Source organism: Protofrankia sp. CiT1, assembly GCF_917627335.1.
Lineage (GTDB): Bacteria > Actinomycetota > Actinomycetes > Frankiales > Frankiaceae > Protofrankia.
Map to the genome: position 1 here is coordinate 47,858 of NZ_CAKJTP010000020.1, position 4,568 is coordinate 52,425.

Sequence of the window (4,568 nt, forward strand, 5' to 3'; positions counted from 1 at the left end):
GCTGTCAGCTCCGCGCTGTCAGCTGCCGATCATGGCCGCATCCGGTGCCGTGGTGGTGACAAATGACGGCGGGCGGCGGTCCAGCTGGGCCTGGATCCCCTCAGCGGCCTCGCCGTTGGCCATCGTCGTCGCCTGTGCGAGCGCTTCCCACTGCAGCACCTGGTCAAAATCGTCAGCACCGCTCAACGCGACCTTGGCCAGCCTGGTCGCGACCGGCGCGGCCGCGGCGATCTGAGTCGCGGTGCTCACGGCGACGGCGACCAGGTCGGCGGCGGGCACCACCGCGTTGACCAAGCCGATCGCCGCGGCCTCGCGCGCGTCAACCGTCCGGCCGGTGAAAATCAGCTCCCTGGCCCGGACCGCGCCGACGGCCTCCGGCAGCAGCCGGGTGGCGGCCATCCCCGGATGCATCCCAAGTCGGGTGAACGGTGCGCAGAAGCTGGCATCCACCGACGCGAAACGCAGGTCGCAGGCAAGCGCGAGACACAGCCCGGCGCCCACGGTGGCGCCGTTGACCGCGGCGATCGTGGGCACTTCCACCGATCTGATCTTCAGCCAGCTCCGGTAGAAGGTGAGCATCTTCGCGCGCAGCCGGTCGACACCGGCCTCCCGGTTCGTCCGGGGATCGACCCAGTCGAGATCGCCACCGGCACAGAACGCGCTGCCCTGCCCCGTCACGACCACAGCCCGCACATGAGGATCAGCAATGATCTCGTCCAAAGCCCGCGACCAGGCTTCGGTGAGTGCCACGGTCATGGCGTTACGCCGCTCGGGCAGGGCCAGCGTCAACAACATGACACCGTCAGCGGGACGCTCGACGAGCAACGGTTCGGGCACGGTCGGCTCCTGGTATGGCGAAAAACATCGGTGGCCAGACGTCAGCCGGGTGCGCGGCCAGCGCGGTCGTGGACCCGCCAGGCCGGTGCTCCGGGACCTTCCCAACCCTAGCGGTCACCGCCGGAAGCCGGGGTTCCCGCCGGCTTGGCGAAGCCGATCTGGGAGGTCCATCGGCGGATGCCGGGCGGATGCGTCGCGAGGCGGCCCAGGCCCCGGCAGCGGTGTGCTACCGGGGCCTGGGGCAACGACGCAAGGCACCGGCAGGCACCGGCAGACCCTGGGCGAACGTCCGGCGGCGATCACTAGCGCGAGAGCCGTTCGCGCGCACCAGCGCCGGGCCGGCCGCAACATTCGTAGGCCCTGGTAGATATCAAGATCATCGAATCCGACAAGATAGCGACAGGGCGGCCTTCCGGGCCGGCCTTCTTCATCAACAACCCGCGGCCGGCCACCGGCGACCGACGGTACGAGGGGAGAACAGGTGGCAGAGACATTCGAGGGCTACTGCGTCAAGTGCAAGGACAAGCGGCACTACCAGGGCGAAATACGGGTGAGTGAGTCCGGGCGCCGGATGGCGCGGGGTACCTGCCCGGTCTGCGGCACAACGATCAACAGAATTCTCGGCAAGGCCTGAAGCACAGCGGCGAGTAGTGCCTGCCCGTATCCGCGAGATCGCTAAGACCTCGGGGATACGGGCAGGCACGATCAGGAGCCGGGCAGCGAGTGGGGCCCCGCCCCAGCGGCCCAGCGCCTCAGCGGACGACTGGCGACAGCGGCTCGCGCGGTGTGCTGTGGGGTTTTCTGGCGACCGTCATCCACCATCCACAGCTGTCACCATCCACAGCCGTCGCTCGACAATCCGGTCAAATACGACTGTTATCCACAGATCGTTATATATCGGTACACAACGCTGAACGGCATGAGACCGTCTGAGCACGATCTGGTCGCCTTCCGTGGAGGAGGACGCGATGCGCCCCATCCTCAAGCCCGGCCTGCGCCGCCTCTGGCGTGACGGGTCCACCCTGCAGATCGGTGTCGATCCGGTACGGGCGATCGTCCTCGGCGGGCTCACGGCGCGGGACGCCTCCGTGCTCGACGCCCTGGACGGCACCCGATCACGCGAGCAGGTGCTGAACTCGCTCGACGCCACCCACCGGGAACTCGTGCTTCTTCTGGAGAACACCGGCATGCTGGAGGACGCGGCTTCCGCCGACCACTCGCCGCTGTCCATGCTGGACCACGAACGCCTGCTGCCCGACCTTGCGTCGATCTCGTTAGGGTCAACCGACCCGGCCCATGTCCACCGCATTCTGCGGGCCCGGCGCCACGCACGGATACAGGTCCGCGGGGCAGGCCGGGTCGGGTCGCAGGTCGCGACCTTGTTGGCCGCGGCCGGGATCGGCTGTGTCGTCGTGGACGACACCGGCGTGACCAGGCCGGCCGATGTCGCGCCGGGCGGAGCCCGTCTCGATGACGTCGGACGCCCTCGCTCGACGGCGACGGCCTCGGCGATCGCCAGGGTCGCCCGCCCGCTCGCCTCTCACGGCCGCCGGCAGCGGGCTTGCGAACCGTTCCGCCCTGATCTCGTCGTGATCACTCCGGCTGGGGTTCCCGTCCTCCATCCACACGAGTCCATCGAGCTGGAACGCGTCGGCATCCCGCACCTGCTCGCCGGCATCCGCGAGACCACCGCCGTGATCGGGCCGCTGGTCCTGCCCGGTGTGACCTCGTGTCTGCACTGTCAGCACCTGCATCGCCGAGCGGCTGAGCCGGCCTGGCCGCTGCTGGCCCTCCAGCTGTCCCGCCGTCCAGACAGCGGGATCGACGCCTGCGACGTGACACTCGCCGCCGTCGCCGCTGGGATCACGGCAATGCAGGCACTCACCATGGTCGAATACGACGGGCGCAATGCCCGGCACGATAGACGTCGCAACGACGCCCGCACCCGGGCCTGGGGACAGCCGCACCCGCCAACCAGCGGCGATCTGCCGACCATCAACGGAACCCTGGAGATGGCCGCGGCCGAGCTCCGGGTCCGGCGTCGATCGTGGCCGGTACACCCCTCGTGCCCCTGCCGGAGCGCTCGATTACGCACAGAAACGAATCGTGACGAAGTCACCAAACAACCCACCGGCCGGCGCACGGGCGCCGACCGACCGGACCGGCCGGCGGCCACGTCGTCACCCACCTGAACATGTCCATTACAAAAAGTAAAAACGTTGCCCCGACCCACTGTCCCGCCTGCCTGCCGTCCGCCGAACAGGCACGATGGGGTTGTGTCCGAAATCCCAAAACGCGCGATCGTCAGAACCGCCAAACTGGCGGGTCTTCCGCTAGGCATCGCCGGACGGGCCACGGTTGGTATGGGTAAGCGGCTCGGTGGACGTCCCGCCGAGATCGTCGCCACGGAACTTCAGCAGCGCACCGCCGAACAGATCTTCCGGGTTCTCGGTGAGCTCAAGGGCGGCGCGATGAAGCTTGGCCAGGCGCTGTCGGTCTTCGAAGCCGCGCTGCCCGAAGAGATGGCCCGGCCCTACCGGGCGGCCCTGACAAAACTCCAGGAGGCAGCGCCACCCCTGCCTACGGCGTCGGTTCATCGGGTGCTGGCGGGCGACCTGGGCCCGGACTGGCGGACGATGTTCCGTGACTTCGACGACACGCCAGCGGCCGCGGCGAGCATCGGCCAGGTTCACCGGGCGGTGTGGGCGGACGGGCTCGAGGTCGCCGTCAAAATTCAGTACCCGGGAGCCGGGCCCGCGTTGCTCGCGGACCTCACCCAGCTCGCGCGCGCGGCGCGGTTGTTCAGCGCGCTGGCCCCTGGGCTGGACATCAAACCCCTGGTCGCCGAACTGAAGGAACGGATCATCGAGGAACTCGACTATCGCCTGGAGGCTGCCTGGCAGGCGGCTTTCGCCGAAGCGTTCCACGGCGATCCCGACATCTGCGTGCCCAGGGCCATCATGGGCACGCAGCACGTCCTGATATCCGAATGGATCGACGGCAGACCACTATCAAAAATCATAAGCGATGGCACCACCGCCGAACGCGACCGGGCTGGGCTGCTGCTCGTGCGGTTCCTGTACTCCTGTCCCGGCCGGGTCGGCCTCCTGCACGCGGATCCGCATCCGGGCAACTTCCGGCTGCTGGCGGACGGCCGGCTGGGAGTCCTCGACTTCGGCGCGGTCAATCGGCTTCCTGACGGGCTGCCCGAACCCATCGGCAGGCTCAGCCGGCTGGCGCTCCACGGCGATGCGGACGCGGTTATGGCGGGTCTGCGGGCGGAGGGATTCGTCCTGCCGACGGCGAAGGTCAGCGGCGCGGACCTCCTGGACTACCTCGTGCCCATCCTTGAGCCCATCGCCACGGAGGAGTTCCGTTTCTGCCGTGACTGGCTGCGCGGGGAAGCCGTCCGGCTGGGTGATCCCCGCTCCCCCGCGGCCCAGCTCGGCCGCCAGCTCAACCTGCCCCCGTCCTACCTGCTGATCCACCGAGTGACGCTGGGAGCGGTCGGCATCCTCTGCCAGCTCGGCAGCGCGGGGACCTTTCGCGCCGAGATGCAACGATGGCAGCCCGGCTTCGCCCCGCCAGGGTCCGCCGCGGCCGAGCATGCGCGCTGGGCGAACCGGCCCGGACGCGCGCTGCCGGCGCTCGCCGTCGAAACGGATCAGGAGCGTCCACGGCCGCCAGCGGCACCGGTCGCGCCGACGCCGGCAGCATCGGCGGGAGAGCAC

Annotated in this window: 4 protein-coding genes; 3 read left to right on the forward strand and 1 reads right to left on the reverse strand. The window is 69.2% G+C overall.

Annotated features, from left to right (window positions below):
• Positions 1 to 18 precede the first annotated feature (18 nt).
• Complete coding sequence (locus tag MJ785_RS05920) at positions 19 to 837, reverse strand: enoyl-CoA hydratase/isomerase family protein (RefSeq protein WP_239312406.1); 819 nt, start codon at positions 835 to 837, stop codon at positions 19 to 21.
• 481 nt (positions 838 to 1,318) lie between these two features.
• Between MJ785_RS05920 and MJ785_RS05925 the strand changes: the two genes are divergently transcribed.
• From MJ785_RS05925 to MJ785_RS05935, 3 genes are all read left to right on the forward strand, one after another.
• A complete protein-coding gene (locus MJ785_RS05925) occupies positions 1,319 to 1,471 on the forward strand; it encodes a DUF5679 domain-containing protein (protein WP_239312409.1) in 153 nt (50 codons plus the stop codon).
• Positions 1,472 to 1,805: 334 nt separating this feature from the next.
• Positions 1,806 to 3,029, forward strand: a complete 1,224-nt coding sequence (locus MJ785_RS05930; protein ID WP_239312412.1) for a ThiF family adenylyltransferase — start codon at positions 1,806 to 1,808, stop codon at positions 3,027 to 3,029.
• An 84-nt stretch (positions 3,030 to 3,113) separates the two neighbouring features.
• Positions 3,114 to 4,568, forward strand: a 1,455-nt coding sequence (locus MJ785_RS05935; protein ID WP_239380150.1) for an AarF/ABC1/UbiB kinase family protein, incomplete at its 3' end; no start/stop codon positions are given.

Coding starts and splice junctions, on each gene's coding strand:
- MJ785_RS05930 (WP_239312412.1), top strand. CDS start 1,806: ATGCGCCCCATCCTCAAGCCCGGCCTGCGCCGCCTCTGGCGTGACGGG.